The following is a 25,131-nucleotide window of genomic DNA, read 5'->3' on the forward strand; positions in this document are numbered from 1 at the left end:
CGCACCGGCATGAAATACGAGAAATCACATGACAGACGCAATCGTCACGCCGCTGACTCAGGCTTTGGCCGAGGGAAAGCTATCGCGCGAGGAGCTGAAGACATTCATGCAGCGCTCGGACGGACCGGCGCTGCGCAAGCTGGTGCTATGGGTACTGGTTCTGGCCGCAACCACCACGCTGATCACACTGGCCTGGGAAAGCTGGCTGATCTGGCCCGCCATGTTCCTTCAGGGGGCCGTGCTGGTGCATCACTTTTCCCTGCAGCACGAATGCGTGCACTACACGGTGTTCCGGACCCGCAAGCTGAATGACATCGTGGGCCAGATTTGCGGCCTTATCATCATGCTGCCGCACCGGTTCTTTCGCTACGAGCATTGCGACCACCATACCTATACGCAGCTGACTGGCGACGACCCCGAACTGATCCCGTTGCCCAAAAGCCTTGGCGAATACCTGCTCTATCTCTCGGCGCTGCCTTACTGGAAAGGCAAGTTCACCGAAGTGTTCCGTCATGCAAGGGGCCAACTTTCCGAGGCAGAGTTGCGGTTCATTCCCAAGGTCGAACATGCAGCTGTCTATCGTGACTCGCGGATGATGCTGGCGATCTATGCCGCGCTGCTCATTGGGATGGCGGTGACCGGCTGGTGGGGTCTGATTTGGTACTGGATCATCCCAATGATCCTGGGCGAACCGGTGATGCGCTTCGTACGCATGACCGAACATGTCGGGCGTCCGACGGTGCCGCAGATGCACGAGAACACCCGCACCAATCTGGTCTCGGCGCCATGGCGGTTTCTGTGCTGGAACATGAATTACCACGCCGAGCATCACTATGTTGCTTCGGTGCCCTATCACGCGCTGCCCCGGCTGCACAAAAAGCTGCGCGATCACATCTATGTAGAGCCGCGCGGCTATCTGGGTGCGCATCTGGATATTCTGCGTCAGATCCTCGGTCGCTCTGCAAAGAGGGCAGAGGCATGAACATCGCGGCAGAGAAACCCTGGCGGGATGTGATCGGTCTGTCCGAATTGGAGCAGAACTGGGTGACCCGGGTGCAGATCGGCGCGCGCAAACTGGCCATCTATGACACGCCCAGCGGGATCTACGCCTCGCTGGCGCTGTGCAACCATGGCGGGGCCGATCTGTGCGACGGTTATTTCGACGGCCACGTGATCGAGTGCCCTTTGCATCAGGGCGCGTTCGACGTGCGCGACGGCAAGCCGGTCTCGGCCCCTGCAACGCGGGCGATGCGGGTGTTTCCTACGCGGGTCGAAAACGGCATGGTGCAGGTCAGGATTTGACGCGGCCTGCCGTTGTCAGATCAGCGGCAGCAGGATGTAAAGCGACAGCGGGATCGTGAGTAGGGCGGCGAGGGTCTGAAGCGTGACAATCGCCGCCATCAGCGGCGCATCCCCACCCAGTTGGCGCGCATAGGTATAGGCTGTGACACCGGTCGGCACCAAAGAATAGACCAATGCGATCTCAAGGGTATCTTCGGGCAGGCCCAGGGTCAGGCCGATGGCCAAAGTGACCGCCGGGTAAACCAGCAGCTTGCCGATAAAGGCCAATGCCAGCGGAGTAACACTGGCAGCCATCGCCCGCACCCGCAGATTGGCACCAACAGCAAGCAGCGTTATCGGAAGCGCCGCGGCCCCCAGAATTCCGGTCATCTCGTGCAATACCGGAACCTCCTGATCGACGAACCGGTTGGCGAGCAGGGCAAGCGAGATCGAGATGATATGCGGATTGCGCGCAAGGTCCCGCAGGATTGCCAGAGGCAAGCTGCCGCGCCTGCCGGGTTGCAAGGCGGTCACCATCAAGACGACGATGGTGACGTTGGTAACCGGGATCAGGATGGCCGAGGCGAGAATTGCGGTTTCAAACCCCTGCGGACCGAACAGGTTTGCCGCCAATGCCAACCCGATGAACGAATTGTGGCGCGCCGCCCCTTGCAGCACCGAGGTCGCTCTGGCAGGCGGGTATCCCATAACACGGCTGGCAATCAGCGCAAAGATCACCGCTGCCGCGAGCCCGCCCAACAACGTAAGAGCATAATCGCTGAGCGCTGCACTGCTCAACGACGCCACCGAGATCTTGTTGAACATCAGGCAGGGCATCAGCACCCAGTAGACCAGTTTGTCGTTGAGGTTCCAGAACTCGGTGCTGGGAATGCCGCCCCGGCGCAGCAGATGGCCAAGCGCGATGATCAAAAAGATCGGCAAGATCGAGGTGAGGATGGCGAACATGGGCGGTCTCGGTCAGAGATGTGGTTCCGATTGCCATAGGACGATCTGGTGGGATTGGCGAGGCTCTATAGCACTTCGCAAAATACTTGAATCACCAAACGCTGCCTGAAATCAAAGATTTTAAAGCGTTAGGTGATGTTGGTTGTGTGGAGTTTTTTGCGAAGTGCTCTAGTCGTCGATCACCGCCATGGCGTCGATTTCGACCAGCAGGGCGGGATCGGCCAGCGCGCTGACTACGACGCCGGTCGAGCAATGATGCACGCCCTCGAACCAGCGGTTGATCGCCTCGTAAACCGGACCGCGATAAGAGATGTCGGTGACATAAACGGTCAGCTTGACCACATCCTTCAGACTGCCACCTGCCTCGCGCATCCAACGGTCGATGTTTTGGCAAGCCTGATCTGCCTGTTTGCCGGGATCGCCTTTACCCACCACAGTGCCGTCCAGCAGGGTACCTACCTGTCCCTGCATCACCACCAGATCGCCCCGCGCGCGGATAGCTTTGGAGTAGGTTGCCCGAGCGTGATAGCGGGTTTCGTATTTGTGGATATGGGTGCGGGACATACGCTCTCCTCCTGTCAGGCCATGGCGCGGGCGAGATAGTCGGCGATCATGTCGCCGAAACTCTGCTCTACCCCGCAATCGAACCCGCCCTCGCAACGCATGACAAGCGCCTTGAGGCCGAAGAACTCGGTGAAACTCACGGCATCGGGCCCGAAGGTTGAGATATGCAGGTCAAGCGGGCAGCCGATGGACATGACCTGATCTGCGTCAGGGCCAGTGATGCGAAAAAAATTGTGCGTGTCCGAAACGGTCACGAGGCTGATCTCGGGCGGAGATTGGGCTGGCTTCAACGCGGCCTGCAGCGCGGCCTCATCTTCGATGTCAGCGCGTAAGATCCAGTGATCGGGGCCGATGAAACAAAGCGTCCTGCCGTCTGTGTGGCTTAGGCTGTTGGGGTGTTCTGGAAAGGCGGGCAGGGTGCCTTTGGTCCACTCGGCCAGCGCCTTGCGTTTGCCTTTCAGGTCGAAAAGAGCCGAAAGGGGCAGCCTGTCGATTGCAGCGTCATATGCCATGTCAGGATCTCAACCTTTCGCCGTCGGGATCGTAGAAGATGGGTGCGGCGACTTCCGCCGGGATAGTGCCGTCGGTCAGCCGGACATGCACTGTTTCGCCATGGCGCGACGCCCCGCGTTCCAGCAGCGCAAGCCCCACCCACCGGTTCAGAACCACGCTCCAGACGCAGGCGGTGACCAACCCCTCGGTCGGTCTGCGCTCGCCGCCCGGAGTCAGCGGCGCGCCCTCGGGGATCTGGCGGTTGGGGTCGGTCGGAAGCACTCCCACCAGCTCGCGCCTCACCGTATCGCCCGCGCGGCGCAGGGCGACCGAGCGTTTACCCAGATAGTCGGGTTTCTTCTTCGACATGACCCAACCCATGCCAAGGTCATGCGGGTCGACAGTGCCGTCCACCTCGTGCCCAAGCGAGAGAAACCCTTTCTCGACGCGCAGCACATGATTGGCCTCGGACCCGATGGGCTCGATTCCAAAGGGTGCCCCGGCCTCCATGATCGCGTCCCACAGCGCGCGCATGTGACGGGGGGCGACGTTGACCTCAAAGGACAGCTCGCCGGTGAAGCTCACCCGCACCACGCGAGCGGGCAATCCGGCGACGGTGCCCTCGGCAAAACTCATGAACGGCAGCGCTTCGGGAGAGAGGTCGATATCGCCCTCAAGTGCCGCCATCACCTCGCGCGCTTTTGGCCCGCAGATGGTGGCATTGTTCCATTGGCTGGTGACGGTGGTGACGAACACGTTCCAGTCGGGGAACTGCGTCTGCAACAGCTCCTCCATATGCGAATTCACTGCATCCGCATGACCGGTCGAGGTCGAGACGATCCAGCGGTGCTCATCCAGCCTCAGCGCCACACCGTCATCCAGAATGAGCCCGTCATCGGTCAGCATCAGGCCGTATCGACCTCGACCGGGTTTCAGCGTCGACATGATGTTGGTGTAGAGATGGTCGAGGAACCGGCCCACATCGCGGCCCTTCAACTCGAACGTGCCTAAGGGAGAGCCGTCATAGACACCGACGCCCTCACGTACCGTCCGGCATTCGCGGTTGACGGTGTCCTGAAAGCTTTCGCCGGGACGCGGGAAATAGCCCGGGCGCCGCCAGCGCGCGCCCGCCTCGTACATGAAGGCTCCTCGGGCGAGGTTCCATTCGGTGATCGGGGTGTGGCGATAGGGCAGGACAACGCTGTCCTCGCGTATCCCGCCAATGGCTCCAAAGGAGACCGGGGTATAGGGTGATCGGAAAGTGGTCGTGCCAACTTCGTCCAGCGGCAGACCCTGCTGTAGGGCAACGGTGCCGATGATGTTGATGTTGCCGGTCTTGCCCTGATCGATCCCCATGCCGCCGGTGGTATAGCGTTTGACATGTTCGACATTGTCATAGCCCTCGCGCAGGGCGAGATGAACGTCATCGACTGAGACGTCGTTCTGGATGTCCAGAAACGCCTTGCCGCGCGCCGGCTCGACACGCCAGAGGGGTTCAATCGCGTAAGGCAGGTCGTTGGCATCGGGGCATTTCGGAACCGGCACACCGGCGACTTTCGCGCCGGCCTCAGCCCCCGAACGCAGCGCCTCGGCTAAAGTCATCTCGCCCGCCGCGCCACCGGCACAGATAGTATTCTGCGCAGGCTGATCGGGCAGGAAACTGGCCAGTGTCTCGTCATAGTGCAGCGTGCCGCGCGATTGGGAGAAGAGGTGAACCGCCGGGTTCCAACCCCCGGAATGTGCCAACAGATCGCAGGATATGCGGCGGGTGGCGCCTCCGCCGATGGGGGCAATTTCGGCCGCACGCACATGGCGGTGCCCGACGGCTGTGGTCACGACATGGCCCGACAGAATCTCGGTGTCCGGCACCAGCGCGCGCGCCGCATCCGGCACGTCGCGTCGGCTGTCGATGACGGCGGCAACCTTCACACCGGCGGCGCGCAGATCGGCGGCGGCGGCATAGGCGCTGTTGTTGTTAGTAAAGACAACCGCCCGCTTGCCGGGCCGGACCGCAAACCGGTTGACATAGGTCTGCGCCGCACCTGCCAGCATCACGCCAGGGCGGTCGTTGTTGCCGAAGACCAGACTGCGCTCGATGGCGCCGGTGGCGGTGATGACATGGCGCGCACGTACCCGCCAGTTACGCTCCAGCAGGCTGGGGTTCTCCGGCACGCGTTCGTTCACCATCAGGTAGTTGTGTTCGCGATAAGCCCAGACCGTCGCGTTCCGCAGATGGGTGACATTGGGCATTGCGGCCAGTTCGGTGACGGTGTCGCTTACCCAGGTGATCGCGTCCTGACCGCCGATGGTGAGCTTGCGTGACAGTAGGTTGCCTCCGGCCTCGATGCCCTCATCGGCCAGCATGACACGCAGACCCGCCCGGCCCGCGACCAGTGCTGCCATCAGACCGGCAGGCCCGGCGCCCGCGATCAGCAGATCGGCGTGGGCGAAACGGCTCTCGAAATGACCCTGAGTGGGCGGCTCCGCGGGAGCGCTCGCCAGCCCGGCAGCCTTGCGGATCGAGGGCTCATAAAGATGCCAGTTCGGCCATTTGAACGTCTTGTAATAGAACCCAGCCGGCAGGAAACGGGCAAAAAGCTGGTTGATCCCGCCCAGATCGAAGCCGGGTGAGGGCCAGCAGTTCACTGACCGCGCGCTGAGCCCGTCGCGCAACCGAACCGTGGTCGCCGGTTGATTAGCCGATGCATCCGCGCCTTTAAGTTCCACCAGTGTTGATGGCTCCTCGGGGCCCGCTCCAACGATCCCGCGCGGGCGGTGGTACTTGAAACTGCGCGCGGTCAGCTTGACCCCGTTGGCCAGAAGGGCCGAGGCCAGCGTATCGCCTTCGAATCCCGAAAGGCGCCGCCCGTTGAAGGTGAAGGGGAGAGGCCGGGATCGGTCGATCCGGCCGCCTTGAGGCAATCGGTCAACCTGCATCGGCGGGGCCCTCCACGATGTCATGGGTGCGCGTGTCGCGCCAGATGGTCAGCCAGGTGCCGCAGCCGCGGACATGCCACCACCGCTCCTGCACCGGGCCGAGCGGGTTGGGCACTTGTGTTAAATGGGCCACCCAATCGGCGTCTGAGGTCGCATTGGGATCGGGGCGGTCGGGTTTGACCGGGCCGCCAAAGGCGAACTCGCTTTCGTTGCGCGGGCCGCAAAAAGGGCAGGGGATCAACAGCATGCGGTGCTTTCCTTACCTGGCGGTGGTGGTGCCCGTTTCCATCACGTAGTCGAGATGACGGAAGCGGCTGAGCGTAAATGGTGCCATCAGCGGATGCGGGCGCCCGGTTGCGACCAGATGCGCCAGGGTCAGGCCGCCTGCGGGAATGGCCTTGTAGCCACCCCACCATCCGGCGGTGATGAACAACCCCGGCACATCGGTCTGGTCCATGATGGGAGAGGCGTCATGGGCGATATCCAGATGCCCGCCCCATTGCCGCATCAGCTTGAGCCTCTTGAACGAAGGAAACAGTGACAGCATCGCAGTCACAGTATCCTCGAACACATGCTGCTTGATGTCCCGGCGAAAGCTCTGGCCCATGTCGGGCGCGCCGCCGATCACCATTTCCCCCTTGTCGGACTGGCTGAAGTAGAAACCTGAATCGGGGCAGTTCACGATGACATCAACCAGCGGTTTGACTGGCTCGGAGACGAAGGCCGTCAGGTTCATCGTGCGCAGGGGCAGTTTCAGCCCCGCCGTTTCGGTCAGTGTCGTGGTATGGCCCGATACGGCTACCACAACCTTATCCGCACGAACGGTGCCGCGAGCGGTCTCAACCCCCTCGATGGAGCCGTCCTGCGCCCGGATCAACTGCGTAACGGCGGTTTGCTGGTGGATATCCACTCCCATCGCGTCAATCGCACGCGCATAGCCCCAGGCCACGGCGTCATGCCGGTTCACGCCCGCATCCGTATGCACCATCCCACCGATCACCGGCAGCCGCGCATCCGGCCCGCCTCCGGTCAGCGCGGGGACACGACGGCGCAGTTCGGCCTCGCTGATCTGCCGATAGGTCGAGCCGTAGATGTCCATCGTCAACTGCCGCCGCCGCAGCTCGCGCATCTTGGGATAGGTCTGCACCACGTCGATCATGGTGCGTTTCGAGTGCATCAGGTTGAAGTTCAGCTCATCCGTGAGCCCTTCGAACATCTCGACCGACTTGACGTAGAACGGGATCGAGGCATCGCGCATGTAGTTCGACCGCACGGTGACCGTGTTGCGGGCGATGTTGCCGCCGCCCAGCCAGCCGCGTTCGAGCACGGCAACATTGGTGATGCCGTGCTCCTTGGCCAGATAGTATGCGGTCGCGAGCCCATGTCCGCCCGCGCCGATCACGATGACTTCGTAGCGGTCTTTCAGTGGCGGGCTGCGCCAGGCGCGGGTCCAACCCTTGTGCTTGTTCAACCCCTGCCAGATCAGGGAGGCAACGTTGTATCTTTGCATATTGTGCATATATTTTACCATTGGTAAAATTCAGTCAAGTGATTCCACCACTCGCAGAGTGCCGGGCGAAACGGTATTGAAGGAAACGAGCGGCAATCGGTCGGAGGGTAGAATGGCAGAGAAATCGGGTATCGACATTGCGGTCGGGCGGGCGCTGAACCGGCTGCGGCAGGAGCGAGGGCTGACCGTCACGGCCCTGTCCAACACCTCGAGCGTGTCGGCGGCGATGATCAGCCGGATCGAGAACGGGCAGGTCTCGCCCTCGCTTTCGACACTGGGCGCGCTGGCCGAGGCAATGTCGGTTCCTGTGATGGCGCTGCTGACGCAGAATGACCACACCGCCGATGTGCACCACGTGCGGGCGGGGCAGGGGTTGCCGTCGCGCCGGGTGGCGCCGAACCATGCGCATGAATACCTGCTGCTGGGCAAGCATTGCGGCCCGGGCGGCAGTTTTCAGGCTGCACGTATCCGTATCGACCGAGATGAGGCGGGCACGCTGCCGACCTACCAGCACGAGGGTCACGTATTCCTGCTCATCCTGTCAGGCGCGGCCACCTATCGCTGCGGTTCCGAGCGGTTCGTGATGCGCGAGGGCGACACGCTGAGTTTCGATGCCAAGCTGCCGCACGGGTTTTCCGAGATCGATGGCGATCATGTGGAATTCATCACGGTCTCTTCCCGTCCCGACTAGGCGCAAGGTTTGCACCTGCCCGGTCGCGCCGTCATAAAGGGCGCAAGCCCGGGTGCAGAGCCGGGACGCAAGCGGAGGGACCATGAAAATCACGTTCCGGCAGGTCGATGCGTTTCGCACCGTCATCTCCTCGGGCTCGGTCACCGAAGCCGCTGAGATGCTGGGCATCTCACAGCCAGCGGTCTCTCGACTGATTTCGGATCTCGAGGCGGAGGTGGGTTTTGCCCTGTTCCAGCGCGAGGGGCGCGGACTGGTGCCGACTGAAGAGGGCCGCCTGCTGGTGGTCGAGGTGCGTCAGGCGGTCAGCGGCATGGAGCATATCAAGGACGCCGCCGCCGTGATCGGCACCTTTGGCCACGCGATGCTGCGCCTTGTCACAACGCCGACCTTTGCCAGCCAGCTTGCCCCCGACTTGATCGCGGATTTCGCGGAACGGCGGCCCAAGGTCATGACTCGGATGGAGATCGAGGCCAATGACGATACCGTCGAATGGCTGGTCTCGCAGAACCACGATTTCGGGCTGTCCACCAGCGAACCCGCCAATCCGGCGCTGAACAGTCTGATCCTGCACCGGGGCGAGGTGTCCTGCGTGCTGCCGATAGCTCACCCTCTGGCCGGGAAGACATCGATCCAGCTCAAGGATTTGGCAGGCGAAAGCTATATCTCTTATGTTGCCGGGTCCCGGTTTCGCCACGCCATCGACCGCCTGTTCGATAAGCAGGGGATCACGCGCAGCCTGCGGTTCGAGACCCGGACAACGGACGCAATCTGTCAGCTTGTTGCGCGCGGGCTTGGCATATCCCTCGTGGCAGCAACTCCGGCCCAATTGGAGGCGGTGGCAGGCTGCGTTGCGGTACCCTTCGCGGCGCCTCTGGATTTCAAGGCGGTGCTGATCTGGTCGGGCAAGCGCCCGCTTTCAGCCCCTGCCGAGGAGTTTCTGCAGCTCGCCCGCGACCGCGCCACACCGACCGCCTAACGCTCCCCAGCCTTGCCGCGTTTTTCCAGCCGGGCAAAGACCCGGGACAGGGTGAAGCAGACGAGGAAATAGAAGGCGGCGGTGGTGATCCATGCCTCGAAGATCATCCGGGACGAGGCAACGAGTTCGACCGTCTTGTAGGTCAGCTCCTGCACCGAAATCAGCGAGATGATCGAGCTGTCCTTTATCAGTGTGATGAATTGGTTCGCCAGCGGCGGAACCACTCGCTTCATCGCTTGCGGCAGCACGATATAGCGCAGCTCCTGCACCCGGCTCATGCCGATCGACCGCGCCGCCTCGCGCTGGCCGCGCGGGATCGACTGGATGCCTGCGCGCACGATCTCGCCGACAAAGGCGCTTTCGAAGAGGGCCAGAACGATGACGCCCGAGACCAGCGACGGGAACCGCCGCATCTCGCCAAAGAAGAACTCCCAGACGCCGATATCCTCTTGCCGCGCGATGCCACGGGCCCAGCGTTCCAGATCAAGCGCGTCGATCAGTTGTTGCGACAGGAAGAAGAAGAAGATGAAAACCACAACCACGGGCGGGATGTTGCGCAGGCATTCCAGATAGGTTCGCGCCAGCATCCGCACTGTCAGATTGGCCGAACAGCGTGCGACGCCGAGGATCGTGCCCAGGATCAGGGCCAGGATGCTGGCGTAGATGCTGATGCGAACCGTGGCTGCCAGCCCCTGCAACAGCAGGTTGGCAAACCACTCCTCACGCCCCGAGTGCCAGCCGACAATATAGCCCGGGATCAGTTCCCACCGCCATTTGTAGTTCAGTGTTCCTTCGATCGAGTACCAGATATATCCGAAGAACCCGACCAGCAGCGCCAGGATCAGGTAATCGGGCCATTTCATTTTTTTGACGAAATTCTGCACCGGCGGGTCCTCGGTACGGGGGCCGGATTAGTGCCCGGCGCCCCGTGTTTCAGATGGTTACTGCGCGACCTGATCCGCCCATTCTTCGGTGGCGAACCAGTAGTTGTGACGCTCTTCCAACCAGCCGCTGCGCCACTGCTGGGCGATCCAGTTGTTGAAGTAGTTCATTGCGTCCGGATCCCCCTTGCGCACACCAAAGGCCTCGCCGCGCGGATCGTAGAGGTTTTCGAACGGCACGCTCAGCGTCTCCGGGTTGCGCCCGGCCTCGCGGTTTGGTGTCGGCTGCGCCGCCATCGAGGCGTGTGCGTTGCCGTTCAGAACCTCCTGGGTCGAGGCGCCGTCCTCATCGAACAGGAGCAGCGTGGCGTTTGGGAAGTTCTCGGCGATCACTGCGGCCGGTGTCGCGCCACGGCGTGCGGCGAACGTGATTTCGGGCTTATTGAAATCCTCAAGCGACATGCCTTCGGTCATCGACTTGTTGGCCAGAATAGCCAGACCCGAATAGGCATATGGATCGGTGAAGTTGATGGTCAGGTTGCGCTGTGCGGTCACCGACATGCCCGAGATAATCACGTCGAAATTGCCCGAGACCAGCGCCGGGATGATGCCGTCCCAGGCGGTCGGCACGAACTCGACCTCGACGCCCATATCCTCGGCCAGTTGCCGGCCCACATCCAGCTCGAACCCGATCAGATCGCCGTTCTTGTCCCGCATCGACCACGGCACGAACAGCGACAGGCCGATGCGGATCACGCCGTCCTGCTTGATGGTCTCGATCACGCTTTCGCTTGACAAACCCTGCGTGGTGCTTTGCGCGGACGCCGGAAGGGCAAGGCCGGTTGCAGCCGTCGCCGCGAGGGCGAGCCCGAGCATTCTTCTGGAAAACTTCATGGGTTACCTCCTTGTGGTTTGAGCGGTCTTTGTGTGGTTATTGATCGACTGAGTATCTCCGCTCCAGATAGGACACGCCGGCAGACAGGATCAGCGTCACCGCCATGTAGACAGCGGCGACGGTGAACCAGATTTCAAAGCTCATGTAGGTGTCGGAAATGATGTTCCGCCCGATGGTGGTCAGCTCGGCGACGGCGATAACGCTGACGATTGCCGAGGATTTGATCAGGTGCACGACCTCGCCGGTCATCGGCGGTAGCATAAAGCGCACCGACTGCGGCAACACGATATAACGATAGGTCTGGAATTGCGTCATCCCGATGGATTTCGCGGCCTCCCACTGGCCCCGGGGAACTGCATTAATCCCTGCGCGCAGGATTTCCGAGATCAGTGCGGCATGGAACACAGCGAGCGTCAGAACACTGGCCGTATAGCGGTCGAACCCGAAGATCGGGCCGAGCACGTAGTAGAAAAGATAAAGCAGCACCAGCAGCGGGATGTTGCGGATCAGCTCCAGAAACCCCACCGCCACTGCCGATCCGACGATCAGCCCCGACAGTCGCAGCAACGCCACCAGCAGGCCGAGGGCCGTGGCCAGCGCAAAGGCAATGACCGACAATTGCAGCGTGGCGACAAGACCGATCATGATCTCGCCCCACTGAAACCCGTCATCGGTGAACGAGTAGAGATATTGCGGGATGCGATACCATTGCCAGTTGTAGCCCATGTTCTGGGCGCCGGTGAACGAGCCATAGACGATCAGCCCGACAACGATGACATAGATCGCGACCGAGACCGGCACCGAGTCGAAAAAGCGCTGGATCGCCGGGGGCTTCGGCAGCGGCGCCCCCCTGACGCCCGGCATCCGGCTCACATCCATGTCAGTGCTCCAGAATCTGATCCAGGAACAGCCGGCAGCGTTCGCTGGAGGGGTTGGTGAAGAATTGCTCGGGCGGCGAGATTTCCACGATCCGACCGTCCTCCATGAACACCATCGTGTCGGCGACCTTGCGGGCGAAACCCATTTCGTGGGTGACGACGACCATGGTCATGCCGGTGTCGGCCAATTCGACCATCACATCCAGCACCTCGTTGATCATCTCGGGGTCCAGCGCCGAGGTTGGCTCGTCAAACAGCATGATCCGGGTTTCCATGCAGAGCGAGCGGGCAATCGCCACGCGCTGCTGTTGCCCGCCCGAAAGCTGCGCGGGGTATTTGTCGGCCTGTTCGGGGATATGGACACGCTCAAGATAATTGCGCGCGGTCTCTTCCGCCTGCGCCTGCGAGATCTTGCGCACCTTCATCGGACCGATAGTCAGGTTTTCCAGCACCGTCAGATGCGGGAACAGGTTGAACTGCTGGAACACCATCCCGACCTCCTGCCGCAGGTCGCGGATTTCCTTGGCGCCTTCGTAGACCTCGATCCCGTCGATGACGAGCCGCCCGGAATTGTGCCATTCCAACCCGTTGAAGCAGCGGATCAGTGTGGACTTGCCCGATCCCGACGGCCCGCAGATTACCACCTTTTCGCCCTGATGGACGGTCAGGTCGATATCCTTCAGGGCGTGAAACGAACCATAGAACTTGTCCAGATTCGTGACCTCGATCATGGGTGCGGACTGGGTCATCTCAGGCCTGTCGTGTTTCGGGACAACATGATCTGCCGTCCGTTGGAATTGCGGATGCGGGATGCCATTGGAGGCGGCGACACACATCCGGTCCTGTGGGCTGAGTCGCGCAGCACGCCCCGAAATCGGAAGACCGGGCGGCGAAGCAATTGGGTGGAGGGTATGGACACCGGCCTCAAGTCCCCCAGTTTTGTTGCGCGATGTTTAATATGGTTGCGTAATATGCAATATTCGTCAATACAAAACTGGGTGGACTGCTTGTTAGCCGCCGAGCGGCGAAGGGATAGCCAAAGGAGGAGACGTGAATGTCTGCGTGGATCAGGATGATTTCCGACGAAGATGCCGATGACCGGCTGAAGGCGGCCCTGGACCTGGCGCGGACACCGCACGGGACGGTGGACAACGTGATGCGAGTGCACTCGCTGCGGCCCAACACGATGAACGGGCATGTGATCCTCTACCGAGCCTGTCTGCATGACGAAACTAACACCGTGCCAATGTGGTTTCAGGAAGTGATCAGCTCGTATGTCTCGACCCTGAACGAATGCCCTTATTCCTATGCCAATCACTGGGCCAATGCTCGTCACCTGATCGGCGACGAGGCGCGCGCCGACGCGGTCGAGGCGGCGTTGCAGAGACGTAGGCCGCAGGATGCGTTCGGCGGCGCGCAACTGGCCGCCCTGCGCTATGCCGAGAAACTGACGCTTTCGCCCGGCGGGATCGCTAGGGACGATGTGGCCTTCCTCAAGGAGGCCGGCTGGGAGGACGGCGAGATCCTCGAGATCAACCAGATCGTCTGTTATTTCAACTACGCCAACCGTTTGCTTAACGGACTTGGCGTGACGACCGAGGGTGATGTGGTCGGGTACTACAAGAGCGAGTGAAGGGCCTGCGCCATGCAGACGGACCCCCCCGGCAGAAAGATCGACAGGGCCATCGGCGCTTCGCTGAAAGAGCTGCGCCAGAGCCGGGGACAGTCCGCGCGCTGGCTGGCGGATCAGTCGGGGATTTCGGCGGCGATGGTCAGCCGGATCGAGAACGGGCTGGTTTCGCCCTCGATCGGTACATTGGCCGCGCTGGCTGAGGCTTTGGAGGTGCCGATTGTCTCGCTCTTCCGAGAGGCGCGCACGGATCACACTGATTACACGCTGGTCCGCCACGGCGAGGGGCTGAAATCGACCCGTATCGCCGATGGGCATAGTCATGAATATGTCAACTTGGCCATGCATGCGCGCAAGGACCTGCGGTTTCAGGCACGCCAGGTCACCCTGCTGCGCGATGGCGGTCAGCCGCCAACATATGTCGGTCACGGTGTCGTTTTCGTGCAGGTGCTCGAAGGCGAGGCGATCTATCGCTACGGGCAGAATCGCTTCACTCTGCGCGCGGGCGACAGCATCAGTGTCGATGCCGAACTCAATCACGGCTTTGTCGAAGTGCTGACCCCCGAATTCGTGTTCCTGACCGTGCAGGCCGAACGACCTTGAGAGTGCCCACCCATGGCCAGCCCCATCGACCATGACCTGACCCGAGGTGCCATCGCCGGGCATTTTCGCACGCTTGCGGTGCCGGCGGCCATCGGGATGCTGTTCAACACGCTCTACAATATCGTGGACATGTTCTTTGCCGGTTTGCTGTCCACCAGCGCACAAGCGGGGCTGTCGCTGGGGTTTCAGGCTTTCTACATCGCCATCTCGGTGGGAGTCGGCCTCGGCGCGGCGATGGGTGCTCTGGTCGGCAATGCGCTCGGGGCCACCGACCGGCGCAAGGCGCGGCGGCTGGCGGCGCAGGGGATGAGCTATGGGGTGCTGGCCGCTCTGGTGCTGGCGGTGGCCGGGCAATGGTACGGCCCGGCGATCATCCACCTGGTCTCGGAGCCCGGTGAGTACCGTGATGCCGGGATCCGTTATTACCTGTTGTTGTCGCTGGCCTTGCCAGGGTTTCTGGTGGCCTTCGGTTGCAACGGCATCCTGCAGGCCCATGGCGACGGCCGCTCGATGCAGCGGGCGCTGATGGTAGCGTTCTTCGCCAATATCGGCCTCAATCCCTTGCTGATCTATGGCATTCCGGGGCTGGTGCCGGGCATTGGCTTTGACGGGCTGGCAGTCTCGACCGTCATCAGCCAGACCGGCGTGATGCTGTACCTGATCCGTCAGGTCCTGCGATTGCGGACAATGGCCCGGCTGCGTGCTGCGAATTTCTCCCCACGCCCGGCGAAATTTGGCGAGATCTCGGTTCAGGCGCTGCCGGTCGCCATGTCGATGCTGGTCATGTTCCTGTCGGGCTTCGTGATGCAATTCGCGCTCAAGGGTTTCGGCCAGCATGCTATCGCCGGTTTTGGGGTCGCGATCCGGCTGGAGCAGATCCTGCTGCTGCCGGTTCTCGGCGTCACCGGTGCGCTGCTGCCCATTGCCTCGCAGAACTTTGGAGCCCGCAATTTTGCCCGCGTGCGCGAGGCGTTGTTCTATTGCTGGAAGGTCGGTTTTGTCATGACTGCCATCGCCTGCCCGACCCTGTGGATCTTCGGCGGCCCGGTGCTGAGCCTTTTCACCGACGACCCCGAGGTGATCCGCGTCGGGCTCACCTATCTCAGGGTCGACAGCGTCATCCTGCCGTTCTACATGATGCTCTTTGCCATCAACTCCTATCTGCAGGCGCTCAAGCGACCGATCTGGACGGTTTGGATTAGCTTGTACCGGCAAGGCTTTGGAATCGCGTTCTTTGTCTGGCTGTTCGTGGGTATCTGGGGGTTCAGCGAAATCGGCGTCTGGTTCGGCACCGCCTGTGCGGTGATCACCGGCTGGATGGTCTCGCTGATGATCGCAACCCGCGTGGGCCGCCGCGAGATGGGCGGGCTTTGGCGGGCGCGACAGGGTGTGGCCGCCTGAGGGATCAGCGGCGCGCGTTGAGTGCATCACGAAACCTCTTACGCGCCTCGACGCCGTGGATATAGGCATAGTCGCGCGGGTGAGGCGCGCCGGGCACGATCTCGAGCACCGTCATCTGCGGTCCAGGCGCGTCGATGAAACCGGGCAGGGCGGCGCGGAACGTTTTAAGATCCGAAAAACTGCGACTCTCGCGGTACCCGGCAGCGCGCGCGAAGCCTTCGAAATCCACCTTGTCGGCAGCGGGCAGCGGATGTGCGCCATTCACCTCGTAGGTGCGGTTGGCAAACAGGACATGATGCAGGTTCGTCACCCCGGATCCGGCAATCGTCACCAGCGATCCGAGGTTCATCAGCAGGCTGCCGTCACCGTCAAAGACGAACACCCTCCGGTCGGGATTGGCCAGTGCTAACCCCAGCCCGTGAGATGAGGCCTGTCCCATCGCCCCCACAGCGACATAGTTCAGTGGTCGGGAATTGAGTGCCATCCAGTCGAAATTGGTCTGATAGACGGCCACAACGATATCTTCGTCACGGATATGCGGGGCGAGGGTAGTCAGGGCCTGATCGCGGGGAATGGTCATGAAGCCTCTGGGGCGCGGCCGACGAGGAAGATGTGAGGACGGGAGAGTTTATAGGCGCGGTCGATGGCTTCGGGTATGTGCGCCTCGTCCCCGGGCGCCTCGATCAGAGAATGACTGATCCCCATCGCGCGCAGTACCGGCTGTACGATGCGTACACCGTAGGCTGAGGACTGGTCCGGCGGCAGATGCGGCTCCTTCCCCTGCAGCCCCACCAGCATCACCACCGGCATTTCATAGTCCACCCCAATGGCGCGGATGGCGTTGAGTGAATCCATCAGCCCGGTCTGTTGCATCGTCAGCACCGCGCGGGTGCCATTGTAGGACATTGCCGCACAGATCGAGACGCCCTCATCCTCCTTGCAGAGTCGCGTCAGCCGGAAATCCGGGTCGCGCGAGACAGGCCAGAGCAGGCCGTCACTGGTTACGATGTCGGGCACCGCCACGACTTCACGCACGCCCGCCGCCTTGATCGCGGCCAGGATCGCCGCGCCGCTGGGATGGGGAACGGACGGGGCATCAACCGGAGAGGTGGAAGTCGCGACCATCAGGCTCCTCCGTTCAGAAACGCACCGATCCCGTCGGCACAGGCGGCATTTTCATGTGGAAAGCCCAGAGTGATCCGGATGCAGTCTGCATAGGCCGGTGAGGCGAAGCGGCGCACCAGGATGCCCCTCGCACGCAGATAGTCGTGAACAGCCGCTGCGGACCGGCTTGGATCGGGAAATCTCACCAGCAGAAAGTTGGTTTGACTCGGGACGACGTGCAGCCCCATGGCCGAAAGGCGCGCGGCTAGCGCTTCACGCTCTTGCTGGTTTTCGCGCCGGACCATGGCCACATGCCCCGGGTCCTCCAGCGCCGTCAGAACCGCCGCCGCCGAGGGGGTGGCCAGCGAAAAGGTAACGCCGACCCGACGGATGGAGTCGATGATGTCTGGATTGCCATAGACCCAACCAACCCGCGCCCCGGCCAGCCCGTAAATCTTTGAAAACGTGCGCGTGACGATCACATTCCCGGCCTCGGTGGCCAGCGCATGGCCGGGCTCATAATCCTCTGCGGTTACATATTCCTCATAGGCACAGTCGAGGATGAGCAGCACGTCCTCGGGCAGCGCAGCGTGCAAGCGCCGGATTTCGGCGCCGCTCAGGTAGGTGCCCGCTGGGTTCTCGGGGTTGGCGAGATAAACAATGCGGGTGCGTTCGGTCACCGACGCAATCATCCGATCCACCGAAGGGACGAAATCGTCATCTGGAACCGAGACGGCCTCGGCATCGTTGGCGTAGGCATAGTTCGGCACCTTGAGATAGCCATTCGCGCTGCGGATCAATTCATCGCGCGGGCTCAGAAAGGCGCGGGCCGCGCGGGCCAGCAGGTCGTCCGAGCCATGGCCCACCGTGATGCACGCCGCGTCCAGCCCGTGACATTCAGCAATGGCAGGCGTCATCAGACGGTCCGGCATCTCGAGGTAGCGTTCGATCCCGGTCACAGCTGCGCGGGTAGCGGCCAGCGCATGCGGGCTTGCCCCGTACACGCTTTCATTCGAATGCAGCAGGATCGCGGGTGGGCGCTCTCCGCTTGGTCCGGCACCCAGCATATGGGCCTTGATCCGGTCAACTCCCGGGCGCGGTGTCGGTGCGGGCATGGGCTCCTCCCTCTGCATCTCATTAAATCACATAAACTATGTATTTTGGAAGTTCATTTTCATTTAAGTTATGATACGACTGGATACCAGACGTCCATGGACGCGAGTCGGAGCCACCTGATGGACACCGCAAAACCCGCCAGCCGCCTGCATCTGGCCCTGGACCTGACCGCACCCGGGCGGCAGGTGGGCGATCTGATGCTGCGCTGGTCGGACAACAGCAATCCGCTGGGCTATCACCCGATCCCGGTGATCAGCCTGAAGGGTGACAGCGGGCCGGTGGTGCTGATCATCGGAGGCACACATGGGGATGAGTTCGAAGGCCCCGCAGCGATCATGCGGCTGTCCGAGCGGCTGGACCCAGCGGCGTTGCAAGGGCAGGTGATCCTGATCCCCGCGCTGAACGCACCTGCACTGGCTGCCTCGTCGCGAGTCTCACCGCTGGACGGAACCAATCTGAACCGCGCCTTTCCCGGCGATGCTGATGGTGGACCGACAGCGATGATCGCAGATTATCTGGAAACCGCGCTTTTGCCCCTCTGCGACGCCGCCATCGATCTGCATTCGGGCGGCAGGGCGTCGTTCTTTGCCCCTTCGGCGCTGGCCTCACAAACGGCGGATCCGACACTCAGGGCGCAGAACCTCGCGCTGGCGCAAGCCTTTGGCCTACCGCTGATTTGGGAATTGGGGGCAAACAACGACAACCGGTCAGTGAATGCCGCAGCCGAACGCGCAGGCGTTCCGATGATCGCAACCGAACTGGGTGGCGGCGGCGGGGTGGACCCAGAAATTACCGACGCGGCGGAGGTGGGGCTCTTGCGCTGTCTTGGGCACGTGGACGTTTTGCCGGATCAGCCCGAACCGGCACAGGCGCGCCGGGTCGAGATCGCCTCTTCCCTGCATTCCGTCTACGCACCCGGCGAGGGGATTTTCGACCGCGCCGTCTCTTCTGGGCAGGATGTTGGCCAAGGCGATCTGGCGGGCCGGTTTCATTTCGTGACCGAGCCCGAGCGCGCTTCTAAAGACCTGCATTTTCCCGCAGACGGTCTTGTTCTGGCCCATACCTGCCGAGGCTTCGTGAAACGGGGAGAACTGCTGGCCCTCATCGCTCAGGATGTGAGCGGGGACGGCTGAATGGAGCAGTTTGGCCACTTCATAGATGGTGCCTTCACCACACCCTCGAACCAATGGATCGATAGTGTCGACCCAGCCGCGGGCACTGTCTGGTGCCGGTTCTCACGCGGCGATGCGCAAGACGCGACAGCAGCGATGGACGCCGCTGAACGCGCCTTTGAATCGGGCCCTTGGAGCCGTATGTCTGGCGCAGAACGAGCGGATTGTCTGGATCAGGTGGCCGATGCTCTGGCCAGGCGCTGGGAAGAGTTGGTTGAGGCCGAAATCCGCGACAACGGCAAGCGGCTGACTGAAGTGCGCGGCCAGTTTGCCGGGCTGGACAACTGGTTCCGTCCCTTTGCCGAAAAGGCCCGCCATATCAGCCGCGAGCCGCAGCACAACGCCGTGCCGGGTGTCCAGAGCGAGACGACCTATCTGCCCTTTGGGCCGGTGGTTGCCATCACGCCGTGGAATTCTCCGCTGATGATCCTTGCATGGAAGATGGCCCCGGCGCTGGCGGCGGGCAATACGATGGTGGTGAAGCCCTCGGAAATGGCCTCGGCCTCGACCCTGCTTTTTGCGCAGATGGTCCACGAAGCCGGTCTGCCCGCCGGGGTGCTGAACGTGGTGACCGGCTACGGGCATGAGGTGGGCGGGGCGCTCGTGCGTGACCAGAGAACCCGCATGGTCACCTTTACAGGCTCTGATCTGGGCGGCGGCAAGGTGGCGGCTGCGGCGGCTGAGAATGTGATTCCGGCAACGCTGGAACTGGGCGGGAAGTCTCCGCAAGTAGTCTTTGGTGACGCCGACCCGGACAACGCGGTGAACGGGATTTTGTCGGGGATCTTCCTGTCCAACGGCCAAAGCTGTGTCGCCGGTTCGCGGCTGATCGTTCAGGCATCGGTCAAGGACGTGCTGGTGCAAAAGCTCCTGGCACGCGTCTGGACGCTTCAGCTGGGCGATCCGATGGACCCGGAGACCCAGATCGGGCCGCTGGCCAACTTGCCGCATCTGGAAAAGGTCCGCGCGATGATTGCGCGAGCCGTGGACGAAGGCGCCACCTGTCTGCTGGACGGGCGAGAGGCGGGCAGGGGTCGGGCAGGGTTCTACGTTGGCCCAACCATATTCGACGATGTAACTCCCACCATGCAGCTCTGGCGCGAAGAGGTGTTTGGTCCGGTACTCGCTATCACAACCTTCGACACCGAGGCCGAAGCCGTGCAACTGGCCAACGACAGCGCCTACGGTTTGGCCGCCGGCGTCTGGACGTCCGACAGCGACAGGGGCGCTCGCGTGGCCCGCCAAATCCGCGCCGGAACCATCTACATCAACCACTATCGCAGCATCGATCCCGGCGCGTCCATCGGGGGACTCAAACGCTCGGGTTATGGCCGCGAGCTTGGTCCCGATGCCGTCAAACACTTCCTGCAAACCCGCTCGATCTGGACTGGCACCGCTCCAGTGCCTGATCCCTTTCCCGCCTGACCCATCCCCGGAGGAGACATGAACAGTTCATTCCAGACACCTCAGGGCAATTTTCGCGGCCACGCCCGGCAATCGGTCTGGGCCGAGGCACCCGACCCGGAACTCACCGAAGTCGGCCCAGGCACTCCCTGCGGCGAGTACCTGCGCCGCTACTGGATGCCGGTGGCGATGACCGATCAGGTCGGCGATCTCCCCTATCGCATCCGCATCCTGGGTGAGGACCTGGTCCTGTTCCGCGAAAAAGGTGAGGGCAAGCTGGGCCTCACGCATCTGCATTGCTGCCACCGCAACATGAGCCTCGAATTCGGCATCGTCGAAGAGGGCGGCATCCGCTGCTCCTATCACGGCTGGAAGTACGGGCTGGACGGCACCATCCTCGAAACCCCCTGCGAGCCGCCCGCCAGCCAGGTGAAGAACCGCACCTGTCTCGGCGCCTATCCGGTGATCGAGTTCAAAGGCCTCGCCTTTGCCTATCTCGGCCCGCCTGAGACCATGCCGCCGTTTCCGGTGATGGATACGTTCGACGAGGATGGCGACGAGATGCTCCCCTATCTCATCACCTCGCCGTGCAATTGGCTGCAGGTGATGGAGAATGCGTGGGACCCGTTCCATGTGGTCTATCTGCACACGCTGGCGGTACGGACCCAGTTCATCGACGCCTTCGCCGAGATGCCGATGATCGAATTCCACGAAAGCCAAACGGGCGATTTCTACACCAATGTGCGGCGGGTAGACGATATCGTCTGGGTGCGGGTGCATGACCACATGCTACCCTCGTTCACACAGAATGGCGGCCACTTTCCGGTGCCGGACGGGCCACGCTATTTCGGGCGCTGCGGCTTGTCGCGCTGGATCACGCCGGTGGACGACACTACTACGATGGTCATTGCCTGGCGTCATTTTCGGGACGGGGACGATCCGCGCGGTCTGACTGATAGAACCAAAGTGGGCTTCGGCATGACCGATTTCTATGGGCAGGATCCTGACCGCGATTACGAGCAGCGCCAGCGCGATCCGGGCGACTACGACGCCTGGGTCAGTCAGGGGCCGGTCAATGTCCACGCGCGCGAAAACCTCGGCTTCACCGATCGGGGCGTTGCCAAGGCCCGACGCCTGTTGCGCGATGCGATCCGCTCGGTGAAAGCGGGCAATCCGGCGCAGCAACCAACCGACAATTTCGACGGCGTGATCCCCACCTATGGCGGCGACACCATGCTGCGCATCCCGATGCAGGAAGGGCGCGATGATGGGGCGGTGCTCAAGGAAATCTCCAAGGAGATCGCGGCGATCTACATGTCGGGCGATCACCTGCAGGGCCCGGAGAGGCGGGAATTCATCACCGAGAGACTCAAGGAGTACGAGGCAAGCTGGCAATGACCCGAGTATCCATCAACCCCGGTCGTGTCGACTGGTCCGGCGAAAATCCGGGCATCTATCTAAAGACCGACCCCGAGGGTGAATACGACACGCTGGCGCTGTTCTTTCGCGTGGTGCTATCGCCCTTTGGTCGGGGCCATGCCGCCATCGTCTTGGGCGCCCCGGATGAGGCACAAGGATGGCCCGAGGTGCCGAACCTGATCATGACCGACAACCAGCGCATGATGCGCTGGATCGTCGATGGCTGGGTGACAAGGATGCCCACCTTTGTCGGCAAGGCGGGGCTGGGGGCGATGACATGGCTCGATTGCGACAGTGTGGAAAAGCGCCCCGGCAACCTGAAAACCCGGTACTCCGAAACCCTGCGCGGCTCGGGCGTGACGCTTGAGATGATCTGGCGCGACATGGGCCCGCCTCTGCCGGTCGAGGTGACCAAGGAGAACTCGGCCACCAAGGCGCATGAGATGTATTCGGTGTTTCTGGAGGCGAAAGAGGCGCAGATCTTGCTGAACGGCACCGCCTTGCCGGGGCAGGTCGCATCGCGCCAGTTCTTCGGCCGGACAATGTCCACCGCGTTCCTCGCCTTCTCCGAAACCTGGGTCACACCTGCGGAGGATCTCTGATGCCGCTGTCCACTCCCATCACTCACGGAACCGTTGATTGGACCGGCGAGAACCCCGGCATCCTGCTCAAGGATGCCGGGGGCGATTTCAGTGCCATGGCGCTGTTCTTCCGGGTGGCGTGGTCGCCGGTGGGGCAGGGGCAGGTGTTGCTGCTTTACGGAACGCCGGAGGCGGAGAAGGGGCCGCTTGAGGCGCCCAACGTCATGCTGACGGACAACCATGACCTTGCCTGCTTTTTGAAGGAGCAATTCATCGGGTGTCTCGCCGCCTTCCGCAACGCGCCCGCCTTTGACGCCCTGCCGATCCGGCCCGCGCAGGCCGTGCGTAGCACAGGCGATCCGATGAGCCACCGTTATACCGAAACCGTCTCGAGCGAGGGGCTGGTGGTGGAACTGGTCTGGGAAGGTCTGGAGCCGCCCAAGGCGCTGGAGCTGACGCCCGATCAGGTCGGCACCGGGATGCACACGATGTTCACTCTGCTGGTGCCTGCGCGGAATGCGCAGATCATCGTCAATGGCCACACCTTGCCCGGTGAGGTGGGCACCCGCGTGCAGGCGGGGTTCGAGACGACGACGGCCTTTCTCTACTTCTCGGAAACCTGGGTGATCCCGCCGGAAGAGCCCTCATGACCCACCCTGCCGACAGGCTGGCCTTTGACCGGGCCATGGTGACGCAACCTGTGTGGAACCGCTTTAACACTGCGGCGGAAACTATTGGTTTGGATGAGAATGTGTTGCTGCACGCAGGGCCCGCCTTTACTGATACGACGCACATCACGCAACCGGTTCTGAACTCGGCCTGCGTGGCTGCGGTCTATGAGGGGCTGGCGGCGGGTTTCGACGCGGCAGAGGCGATGATCCACGCGGGCGAGATCGTTTTGAAACCGGCGCAGGATCACGGAGTGGTCACTCCTCTGGCTGCAGTAGTTTCAGCATCGATGCCGCTGCACTTGGTTTATGACGCCTGGCGTGGCAAGATCCGCGCCTTTGCGCCGATCAATGGCGGCATCCGGCCTTCACTGCGGTCGGGCCTGCGGACCCAAGCGGTGTTGGAGCATATCCGTTGGCTGAACACCCGTGTCCGGGATGCTCTGCAAGCCGGGATCGGAGAGGGCATCGCGCTGGTGCCGCTGGCGGCGGACGGGCTGCGCGGCGGCGACGATTGCCATGGGTTCACACCGGTCGCGGGCACGGCATTGGTCGAAGAGATCCGTGGACGCAGCCGCGGCGGTATCGCAGATGATGAGGTGGCCGAGTTCATGGCGGCCTCACCAAGCCTGTTTCTGAACTTGTGGATGGCCGCGACCAAATGCATGATGGTAGCTGCAGAAGGCGTTTCCGGCTCGGGTCTGATCACGGCGGCGGGCGGCAATGGCCGCGATTGCGGTATCCAGATCGCGGGCCTGCCGGGGCGCTGGTTCACCGCCCCGGCAGATGCGCCCCGGGGCGATCTCGGCGCCCACCCACCCGACCGCGCGCTGGGTGCCATCGGCGACAGTGCGGTGGTCGACTGTTTCGGCTTGGGCGCGATAGCCTTTGCCCACTCTCCCAAGCAACGCAGCGCCATGGCGGACTATTTGCCCGACAATCTGGACGCGCTGAGCAGAGATCTGACGGTGGGTGCGCATCCCTATTTCCGAGGCCTTGATCAGGGTCTTGGATGCAGCGTCAGGCAGGCTGCAACGTTAGAGGCCGCGCCGATCATCAGCCTTGGGATTCTGGATCGCAATGGGATTGAAGGGCGGATCGGGGGTGGGGTTTTCTCTCTGCCTGCGGAAGTTTGCAGCGAAGCAGTAGACGCCCTGTCGGCCGCCGCGCCCAGAAAATCAAACCTCGTGCAGTAGCGAAAGATCCTCGGCCGAGGTCATCAGCACATCGAGAAACCGTTTCAAATCCTCTAGCGTGTGCCGCTGCACCGGAGCGTGCACCGACAGAGTGGCCAGCAACCGGCCTTGACTGTCCGGCACCGGAACCGCAACGGCGGCCATGCCGGTCATGAATTCCTCGTCATCCGTCGAATAGCCCTGCGACCGGATCTGGGCGAGCTCAGCCCGAAGCCTTTCCGGATCGGTGATGGTCTTCGGCGTTCTGTCGGCCAGCGAAGCGGCGGACAGAAACCCATCCAACACCTTGGCGCGCAAGGTGGACAGATACATCTTGCCGCTGGCCGTGCAGTGAAACGGCACCTGCGTGCCGATGGGCAACTGGATGCGCAGCGGCCATTTGGTTTCAACCCGGTCGAGATAGGTCATGCCCTCGCGGTCCGGCGTGGCGAGATTGCAGGTCTCGCCGATCTCTTCGGCGACGTTTTTGAGGATGGCCAGACGGGCGGTGCGCAGATGTTCCGACGACATGGTGTTGGCCGCCAACAGCCGCAAACGCGGACCGGGCCCGTAGGCCCGTCCATCGAGATCACGCTGCAGAAACCCTTCGGCCTCGGCGGTATGCATCAGCCGGTGAATCGTCGGCTTCGGTAGCCCGAGCGTCTCGACCATTTCGGAAGGTTTCACCGCAACCCCACTGCGCGCCACGTGTTCGAGCACCAGCAACAGCCTCAGGTTGGTTGGGATCTGGCCTTCTCTTCTGGTCGATCCATCATCCGGCATTTCA

General features: G+C 62.4%; 27 protein-coding genes. 13 read left to right on the plus strand and 14 right to left on the minus strand.

The features are described from left to right. Positions 1 to 28: 28 nt before the first annotated feature. Both GOX53_RS02005 and GOX53_RS02010 read left to right on the plus strand, forming a co-directional pair. Positions 29 to 982: a fatty acid desaturase family protein gene (locus GOX53_RS02005; RefSeq protein ID WP_171173309.1), complete on the plus strand. Its 954-nt coding sequence runs from the start codon at positions 29 to 31 to the stop codon at positions 980 to 982. Then, positions 979 to 1,302, plus strand: a complete 324-nt coding sequence (locus GOX53_RS02010) for a non-heme iron oxygenase ferredoxin subunit (protein ID WP_217351625.1) — start codon at positions 979 to 981, stop codon at positions 1,300 to 1,302. Before GOX53_RS02005 ends, GOX53_RS02010 begins: the two co-directional genes overlap by 4 nt. Before the next feature lie 15 nt (positions 1,303 to 1,317). Here the strand turns inward: GOX53_RS02010 and GOX53_RS02015 are convergent, their stop codons facing one another. The 6 genes from GOX53_RS02015 to GOX53_RS02040 form a co-directional block, all read right to left on the minus strand. Beyond that, entirely contained in the window at positions 1,318 to 2,247 is a 930-nt protein-coding gene (locus GOX53_RS02015) for an AEC family transporter (RefSeq protein WP_171173310.1), read from the minus strand. 168 nt (positions 2,248 to 2,415) lie between these two features. Further along, complete coding sequence (locus GOX53_RS02020) at positions 2,416 to 2,811, minus strand: RidA family protein (protein WP_171173311.1); 396 nt, start codon at positions 2,809 to 2,811, stop codon at positions 2,416 to 2,418. A gap of 14 nt (positions 2,812 to 2,825) precedes the next feature. Continuing rightward, entirely contained in the window at positions 2,826 to 3,323 is a 498-nt protein-coding gene (locus tag GOX53_RS02025) for a sarcosine oxidase subunit gamma (RefSeq protein WP_171173312.1), read from the minus strand. A gap of 1 nt (position 3,324) precedes the next feature. After that, positions 3,325 to 6,240, minus strand: coding sequence for a sarcosine oxidase subunit alpha family protein (locus GOX53_RS02030; protein WP_171173313.1), 2,916 nt, complete (start codon positions 6,238 to 6,240; stop codon positions 3,325 to 3,327). Continuing rightward, positions 6,230 to 6,487: a sarcosine oxidase subunit delta gene (locus GOX53_RS02035; protein WP_171173314.1), complete on the minus strand. Its 258-nt coding sequence runs from the start codon at positions 6,485 to 6,487 to the stop codon at positions 6,230 to 6,232. The genes GOX53_RS02030 and GOX53_RS02035 overlap by 11 nt, the downstream gene beginning before the upstream one ends. 12 nt (positions 6,488 to 6,499) lie before the next feature. Then, positions 6,500 to 7,750 (minus strand): FAD-dependent oxidoreductase, encoded by a 1,251-nt coding sequence (locus GOX53_RS02040; protein WP_171173315.1) that lies wholly within the window; start codon positions 7,748 to 7,750, stop codon positions 6,500 to 6,502. Between the two features lie 112 nt (positions 7,751 to 7,862). Between GOX53_RS02040 and GOX53_RS02045 the strand changes: the two genes are divergently transcribed. Together GOX53_RS02045 and GOX53_RS02050 are read left to right on the plus strand one after the other, a co-directional pair. Then, positions 7,863 to 8,441, plus strand: a complete 579-nt coding sequence (locus tag GOX53_RS02045) for a helix-turn-helix domain-containing protein (protein WP_171173316.1) — start codon at positions 7,863 to 7,865, stop codon at positions 8,439 to 8,441. Between the two features lie 82 nt (positions 8,442 to 8,523). Next, positions 8,524 to 9,417: a LysR substrate-binding domain-containing protein gene (locus GOX53_RS02050; RefSeq protein ID WP_171173317.1), complete on the plus strand. Its 894-nt coding sequence runs from the start codon at positions 8,524 to 8,526 to the stop codon at positions 9,415 to 9,417. Here the strand turns inward: GOX53_RS02050 and GOX53_RS02055 are convergent. From GOX53_RS02055 to GOX53_RS02070, 4 genes are read right to left on the minus strand one after another with little or no spacing between them, the layout of a single operon-like run. Further along, positions 9,414 to 10,301 (minus strand): amino acid ABC transporter permease, encoded by an 888-nt coding sequence (locus GOX53_RS02055; RefSeq protein WP_171173318.1) that lies wholly within the window; start codon positions 10,299 to 10,301, stop codon positions 9,414 to 9,416. The genes GOX53_RS02050 and GOX53_RS02055 overlap by 4 nt on opposite strands. Before the next feature lie 57 nt (positions 10,302 to 10,358). After that, on the minus strand, positions 10,359 to 11,192 hold the full coding sequence (locus GOX53_RS02060) for a transporter substrate-binding domain-containing protein (protein WP_171173319.1): 834 nt from the start codon (positions 11,190 to 11,192) through the stop codon (positions 10,359 to 10,361). Positions 11,193 to 11,229: 37 nt separating this feature from the next. Beyond that, positions 11,230 to 12,072, minus strand: coding sequence for an amino acid ABC transporter permease (locus tag GOX53_RS02065; protein WP_171173320.1), 843 nt, complete (start codon positions 12,070 to 12,072; stop codon positions 11,230 to 11,232). Between the two features lies 1 nt (position 12,073). Beyond that, a complete protein-coding gene (locus GOX53_RS02070) occupies positions 12,074 to 12,820 on the minus strand; it encodes an amino acid ABC transporter ATP-binding protein (RefSeq protein WP_305851953.1) in 747 nt (248 codons plus the stop codon). Positions 12,821 to 13,125: 305 nt separating this feature from the next. Here GOX53_RS02070 and GOX53_RS02075 point away from each other — a divergent pair, with 305 nt between their 5' ends. From GOX53_RS02075 to GOX53_RS02085, 3 genes are read left to right on the plus strand one after another with little or no spacing between them, the layout of a single operon-like run. After that, the gene (locus GOX53_RS02075; RefSeq protein ID WP_171173321.1) at positions 13,126 to 13,704 is read left to right on the plus strand and encodes a carboxymuconolactone decarboxylase family protein; all 579 of its coding nucleotides are present in this window, start codon (positions 13,126 to 13,128) and stop codon (positions 13,702 to 13,704) included. A 12-nt stretch (positions 13,705 to 13,716) separates the two neighbouring features. After that, positions 13,717 to 14,304: a helix-turn-helix transcriptional regulator gene (locus tag GOX53_RS02080; protein ID WP_171173322.1), complete on the plus strand. Its 588-nt coding sequence runs from the start codon at positions 13,717 to 13,719 to the stop codon at positions 14,302 to 14,304. Between the two features lie 12 nt (positions 14,305 to 14,316). After that, complete coding sequence (locus GOX53_RS02085) at positions 14,317 to 15,705, plus strand: MATE family efflux transporter (protein ID WP_171173323.1); 1,389 nt, start codon at positions 14,317 to 14,319, stop codon at positions 15,703 to 15,705. Positions 15,706 to 15,709: 4 nt separating this feature from the next. Here GOX53_RS02085 and GOX53_RS02090 read toward each other — a convergent pair whose 3' ends face one another. From GOX53_RS02090 to GOX53_RS02100, 3 genes are read right to left on the minus strand one after another with little or no spacing between them, the layout of a single operon-like run. Further along, entirely contained in the window at positions 15,710 to 16,285 is a 576-nt protein-coding gene (locus GOX53_RS02090) for a thiamine pyrophosphate-dependent enzyme (protein ID WP_171173324.1), read from the minus strand. Beyond that, positions 16,282 to 16,830, minus strand: coding sequence for a decarboxylase (locus GOX53_RS02095; RefSeq protein ID WP_171173325.1), 549 nt, complete (start codon positions 16,828 to 16,830; stop codon positions 16,282 to 16,284). Before GOX53_RS02095 ends, GOX53_RS02090 begins: the two co-directional genes overlap by 4 nt. Further along, positions 16,830 to 17,924: a histidinol-phosphate transaminase gene (locus GOX53_RS02100; protein ID WP_171173326.1), complete on the minus strand. Its 1,095-nt coding sequence runs from the start codon at positions 17,922 to 17,924 to the stop codon at positions 16,830 to 16,832. Before GOX53_RS02100 ends, GOX53_RS02095 begins: the two co-directional genes overlap by 1 nt. Positions 17,925 to 18,044: 120 nt before the next feature. Between GOX53_RS02100 and GOX53_RS02105 the strand changes: the two genes are divergently transcribed. The 6 genes from GOX53_RS02105 to GOX53_RS02130 are packed head-to-tail and all read left to right on the plus strand — an operon-like array spanning position 18,045 to position 24,365. After that, the gene (locus tag GOX53_RS02105) at positions 18,045 to 19,058 is read left to right on the plus strand and encodes a succinylglutamate desuccinylase/aspartoacylase family protein (RefSeq protein WP_171173327.1); all 1,014 of its coding nucleotides are present in this window, start codon (positions 18,045 to 18,047) and stop codon (positions 19,056 to 19,058) included. Then, complete coding sequence (locus tag GOX53_RS02110; RefSeq protein WP_171173328.1) at positions 19,059 to 20,522, plus strand: aldehyde dehydrogenase family protein; 1,464 nt, start codon at positions 19,059 to 19,061, stop codon at positions 20,520 to 20,522. Between the two features lie 18 nt (positions 20,523 to 20,540). Next, positions 20,541 to 21,899, plus strand: a complete 1,359-nt coding sequence (locus GOX53_RS02115) for an aromatic ring-hydroxylating dioxygenase subunit alpha (protein ID WP_171173329.1) — start codon at positions 20,541 to 20,543, stop codon at positions 21,897 to 21,899. Beyond that, on the plus strand, positions 21,896 to 22,522 hold the full coding sequence (locus GOX53_RS02120) for a hypothetical protein (RefSeq protein ID WP_171173330.1): 627 nt from the start codon (positions 21,896 to 21,898) through the stop codon (positions 22,520 to 22,522). Before GOX53_RS02115 ends, GOX53_RS02120 begins: the two co-directional genes overlap by 4 nt. After that, positions 22,522 to 23,151 carry a hypothetical protein gene (locus GOX53_RS02125; protein WP_171173331.1) on the plus strand — a complete coding sequence of 210 codons (630 nt, stop codon included), beginning with the start codon at positions 22,522 to 22,524 and terminating at the stop codon, positions 23,149 to 23,151. Before GOX53_RS02120 ends, GOX53_RS02125 begins: the two co-directional genes overlap by 1 nt. Then, on the plus strand, positions 23,148 to 24,365 hold the full coding sequence (locus GOX53_RS02130; RefSeq protein ID WP_171173332.1) for a DUF1116 domain-containing protein: 1,218 nt from the start codon (positions 23,148 to 23,150) through the stop codon (positions 24,363 to 24,365). The genes GOX53_RS02125 and GOX53_RS02130 overlap by 4 nt, the downstream gene beginning before the upstream one ends. Here the strand turns inward: GOX53_RS02130 and GOX53_RS02135 are convergent. Then, on the minus strand, positions 24,348 to 25,127 hold the full coding sequence (locus GOX53_RS02135) for an IclR family transcriptional regulator (protein ID WP_171173333.1): 780 nt from the start codon (positions 25,125 to 25,127) through the stop codon (positions 24,348 to 24,350). The two genes, GOX53_RS02130 and GOX53_RS02135, sit on opposite strands and share 18 nt — an antisense overlap. Between the last annotated feature and the right edge of the window lie 4 nt (positions 25,128 to 25,131).

Source organism: Ruegeria sp. HKCCD8929, from assembly GCF_013031405.1.
Taxonomy (GTDB): domain Bacteria; phylum Pseudomonadota; class Alphaproteobacteria; order Rhodobacterales; family Rhodobacteraceae; genus Ruegeria.

Coding starts and splice junctions, on each gene's coding strand:
- GOX53_RS02045 (WP_171173316.1), top strand. CDS start 7,863: ATGGCAGAGAAATCGGGTATCGACATTGCGGTCGGGCGGGCGCTGAAC.
- GOX53_RS02025 (WP_171173312.1), bottom strand. CDS start 3,323: ATGGCATATGACGCTGCAATCGACAGGCTGCCCCTTTCGGCTCTTTTC.
- GOX53_RS02110 (WP_171173328.1), top strand. CDS start 19,059: ATGGAGCAGTTTGGCCACTTCATAGATGGTGCCTTCACCACACCCTCG.
- GOX53_RS02075 (WP_171173321.1), top strand. CDS start 13,126: ATGTCTGCGTGGATCAGGATGATTTCCGACGAAGATGCCGATGACCGG.
- GOX53_RS02070 (WP_305851953.1), bottom strand. CDS start 12,820: ATGACCCAGTCCGCACCCATGATCGAGGTCACGAATCTGGACAAGTTC.
- GOX53_RS02115 (WP_171173329.1), top strand. CDS start 20,541: ATGAACAGTTCATTCCAGACACCTCAGGGCAATTTTCGCGGCCACGCC.
- GOX53_RS02065 (WP_171173320.1), bottom strand. CDS start 12,072: ATGGATGTGAGCCGGATGCCGGGCGTCAGGGGGGCGCCGCTGCCGAAG.
- GOX53_RS02050 (WP_171173317.1), top strand. CDS start 8,524: ATGAAAATCACGTTCCGGCAGGTCGATGCGTTTCGCACCGTCATCTCC.
- GOX53_RS02105 (WP_171173327.1), top strand. CDS start 18,045: ATGGACACCGCAAAACCCGCCAGCCGCCTGCATCTGGCCCTGGACCTG.
- GOX53_RS02035 (WP_171173314.1), bottom strand. CDS start 6,487: ATGCTGTTGATCCCCTGCCCTTTTTGCGGCCCGCGCAACGAAAGCGAG.
- GOX53_RS02040 (WP_171173315.1), bottom strand. CDS start 7,750: ATGCAAAGATACAACGTTGCCTCCCTGATCTGGCAGGGGTTGAACAAG.
- GOX53_RS02020 (WP_171173311.1), bottom strand. CDS start 2,811: ATGTCCCGCACCCATATCCACAAATACGAAACCCGCTATCACGCTCGG.
- GOX53_RS02005 (WP_171173309.1), top strand. CDS start 29: ATGACAGACGCAATCGTCACGCCGCTGACTCAGGCTTTGGCCGAGGGA.
- GOX53_RS02100 (WP_171173326.1), bottom strand. CDS start 17,924: ATGCCCGCACCGACACCGCGCCCGGGAGTTGACCGGATCAAGGCCCAT.
- GOX53_RS02080 (WP_171173322.1), top strand. CDS start 13,717: ATGCAGACGGACCCCCCCGGCAGAAAGATCGACAGGGCCATCGGCGCT.
- GOX53_RS02120 (WP_171173330.1), top strand. CDS start 21,896: ATGACCCGAGTATCCATCAACCCCGGTCGTGTCGACTGGTCCGGCGAA.
- GOX53_RS02130 (WP_171173332.1), top strand. CDS start 23,148: ATGACCCACCCTGCCGACAGGCTGGCCTTTGACCGGGCCATGGTGACG.
- GOX53_RS02060 (WP_171173319.1), bottom strand. CDS start 11,192: ATGAAGTTTTCCAGAAGAATGCTCGGGCTCGCCCTCGCGGCGACGGCT.
- GOX53_RS02095 (WP_171173325.1), bottom strand. CDS start 16,830: ATGGTCGCGACTTCCACCTCTCCGGTTGATGCCCCGTCCGTTCCCCAT.
- GOX53_RS02090 (WP_171173324.1), bottom strand. CDS start 16,285: ATGACCATTCCCCGCGATCAGGCCCTGACTACCCTCGCCCCGCATATC.
- GOX53_RS02085 (WP_171173323.1), top strand. CDS start 14,317: ATGGCCAGCCCCATCGACCATGACCTGACCCGAGGTGCCATCGCCGGG.
- GOX53_RS02015 (WP_171173310.1), bottom strand. CDS start 2,247: ATGTTCGCCATCCTCACCTCGATCTTGCCGATCTTTTTGATCATCGCG.
- GOX53_RS02030 (WP_171173313.1), bottom strand. CDS start 6,240: ATGCAGGTTGACCGATTGCCTCAAGGCGGCCGGATCGACCGATCCCGG.
- GOX53_RS02135 (WP_171173333.1), bottom strand. CDS start 25,127: ATGCCGGATGATGGATCGACCAGAAGAGAAGGCCAGATCCCAACCAAC.
- GOX53_RS02010 (WP_217351625.1), top strand. CDS start 979: ATGAACATCGCGGCAGAGAAACCCTGGCGGGATGTGATCGGTCTGTCC.
- GOX53_RS02125 (WP_171173331.1), top strand. CDS start 22,522: ATGCCGCTGTCCACTCCCATCACTCACGGAACCGTTGATTGGACCGGC.